The 2,690-nt window shown below is 36.5% G+C and carries 3 protein-coding genes; 1 reads left to right on the top strand and 2 read right to left on the bottom strand.

What is annotated here, in order from left to right:
- Positions 1 to 72: 72 nt before the first annotated feature.
- Positions 73 to 501, bottom strand: coding sequence for a VOC family protein (locus tag AC07XN_RS24045; protein ID WP_309919436.1), 429 nt, complete (start codon positions 499 to 501; stop codon positions 73 to 75).
- Between the two features lie 20 nt (positions 502 to 521).
- On the bottom strand, positions 522 to 1,061 hold the full coding sequence (locus tag AC07XN_RS24040; protein ID WP_309919438.1) for an SRPBCC family protein: 540 nt from the start codon (positions 1,059 to 1,061) through the stop codon (positions 522 to 524).
- Between the two features lie 230 nt (positions 1,062 to 1,291).
- Here AC07XN_RS24040 and AC07XN_RS24035 point away from each other — a divergent pair, with 230 nt between their 5' ends.
- The gene (locus tag AC07XN_RS24035) at positions 1,292 to 2,545 is read left to right on the top strand and encodes an MFS transporter (RefSeq protein ID WP_494744890.1); all 1,254 of its coding nucleotides are present in this window, start codon (positions 1,292 to 1,294) and stop codon (positions 2,543 to 2,545) included.
- Positions 2,546 to 2,690 lie beyond the last annotated feature (145 nt).

Genomic DNA, 2,690 nt, shown 5'->3' with positions numbered 1-2,690 from the left:
TGATTGAGTAGTTTACTTATCACTAGAGAGGGACTTAAGTCCCTCTCTAGTGATAAGGATTGTAGAAAGTAATTAAATTGCCTCCTCATTAGTATCATGATTAATCATCCAATCGATACCAAATTTATCCTTAAACATCCCAAAGTAAGAACCCCAAAAGGTATCTTGCAAAGGCATCGTTATTTTACCACCTTCGGTAAGGGCTTGAAACAATTTATCAGCTTCTTCTTTTGAGTCTACACTAATAGAAATAGAGAAATTTGTACCTGCACTTACATCCCCCATCGTTGTAGAGGAATCGCTACCCATTAAAATAGTCTTGCCAATGGGCAACGACATGTGCATGATTCGCTCGCCATCACTTGGTGACATTTGCTGATCTGACGGAGCGTCCTTGAATCTTCCAACATAAGGGAATTCTCCTCCAAATGCAGATTTGTAAAAATTAAAAGCTTCTTCGCAGTTGCCATTGAAGACCAAATAAGGGTTAATTGCTGCCATGTTTGTGTTTTGATTAAAATTTATTTTTCAAGAATTACTTTTAGATTTTTCAGTCCATCTTCTAAATCTTTTCCTATCAATCCCTCCATATCATAAAACAGCATCATCAAATTCATCGGGTATGACATGTGTCCTTCAAAAGTCCATGAAACTTTCGTTTGGTCTGCTCCCATAGCATCAGTAGTGATGTGTGAAGGCGCTGTCGATTCAAAAGGTTCAATAAATCTTACTTCCGTATCTATTCTTTGCCCCTCTACAATTTTCAAGATTTCCTGTTCACCTTGACCAACATCAGCACTATCACTTTTCCAAGCAGATACAAAGCCTACGGTACCATCTGTCCCTCTGAATTCTTTTTTCATCGCAGGGTCCATCTTTGCCCATACGCTGTAGTCGTTTTGGTTTTTCAAGTATTTAATGTAATTAAATACCTCCGTTTTGGGCTTGTTGATTGTGATTTCCCTTACTACTACATAATCTTTTTGAGTGAATAATGCAATCAGTAAGAGCGCAGCAATAAAGATTACCACCGCTAGCAGGATTTTCTTTGCAATTTTCATATTAGTTAAATTTGAAGTTTAATGATAAAACAAATTTATGGTAATGCATTGATTTTCAAAGAGAATGGTGCGTCAATTTTAGGTTAAATTGTATCAAAGTGCTTGAATTACAGAAAATTAATAGTATTTAGGATATTTCTGGGATTAATTTAATATCAATATTGTTCAGACCATGAGATAAGAGCATAAATATCACTTAATTTGCATAAGAATTATTCAATACATTAATTATGACACAACCCACAGAAAAAATTTTTACACCCTATCAGATTTTCATGATAGCGGTTTTAGCCTTTATTCAATTTACGGTAATACTAGATTTCATGGTATTGTCGCCACTAGGGGCTATTTTAATGCCCACTTTAAAAATTACTACTTCTCAATTTGGCTTTGTTGTGTCAGCTTATGCTTTTAGTGCTGGTGCTTCTGGTTTATTGGCAGCAGGTTTTGCCGACAAATTCGATAGAAAGAAATTCCTATTATTTTTCTATGTTGGTTTTATCATCGGTACAGCCCTTTGTGCGTCGGCAACCAACTATAATTTCCTATTGTTTGCCCGAATCTTCACGGGGATTTTTGGGGGCGTAATTGGCTCAGTAGGTTTTGCGATTATCTCTGATTTATTCAAACTCGAAGTACGTGGTAGAGTAATGGGTTTTGTACAAATGGCCTTTGCGGCTAGTCAGGTATTGGGTTTACCGATTGGTCTTTTATTAGCTAATAGCTTCGACTGGCATGCTCCTTTTTGGATGATAGTAGGAGTGAGTGCAATTGTAGGAATAGTTATTTTTGTTAAAATGAAACCTGTTACTGAACACCTGAAAGTACAAAGTGATTCAAATGCATTCCAACACCTTGCCAAAACCATTAGCGAACCTCATTATCTCAGGGCCTTCCTTGGAACGATATTACTTTCTACGGGTGGATTTATGCTAATGCCTTTTGGTAGTGCTTATGGTACCAACAATTTAGGCTTGAAATTGTCTGAACTACCTATCATGTATGGTGTTACGGGTATATTCTCTATTTTCTTTGGCCCTATGATTGGTAAACTCAGTGATAAATTGGGTAAGTTCAATACTTTTTTGATAGGCTCTATCATCAGTATCATCATGGTTGGGATTTACACACAATTAGGCATTACGCCACTTTGGGTAATTATTATATTGAACGTAATCCTTTTTACAGGGATTTCAGCGCGAATGATTTCATCTTCTGCCTTGATGACGGCCATTCCTTCGATGAAAGATAGAGGGGCTTTTATGAGTATCAACTCATCGATTCAACAAATTTCTGGAGGTGTTGCCTCTTTTATCACAGGTTTAATTGTGGTACAACAACCTAACGGTATTTTAGACCATTATGATATATTGGGTTATACCGTAATAGGCTCGATGGTAGTTGCCATTGGCTTAATTTATTGGGTAGACCAATATGTAAGACAACGCGAAGAGAGTAAGAAATTAGAGGATATGAAAGTATAGGTTGAGTTGATGAGTTTAAGGTTTATGAGTTGATGAGTTTAAAGTTTAGCTACCAATGCGTTTATCACTAGCGGGTGACTTAAGTCCTATTGATTACCCACAAGTATATAAATAACTAATAATCAATATCTTATCTCTAGCGAGG

The sequence above is a fragment of the Arcicella sp. GW458-12-2-14-TSB2 genome (assembly GCF_059423785.1).
Note: the sequence above shows the minus strand (reverse complement) of the source record. Positions and strands in the feature narration are given on the sequence as shown.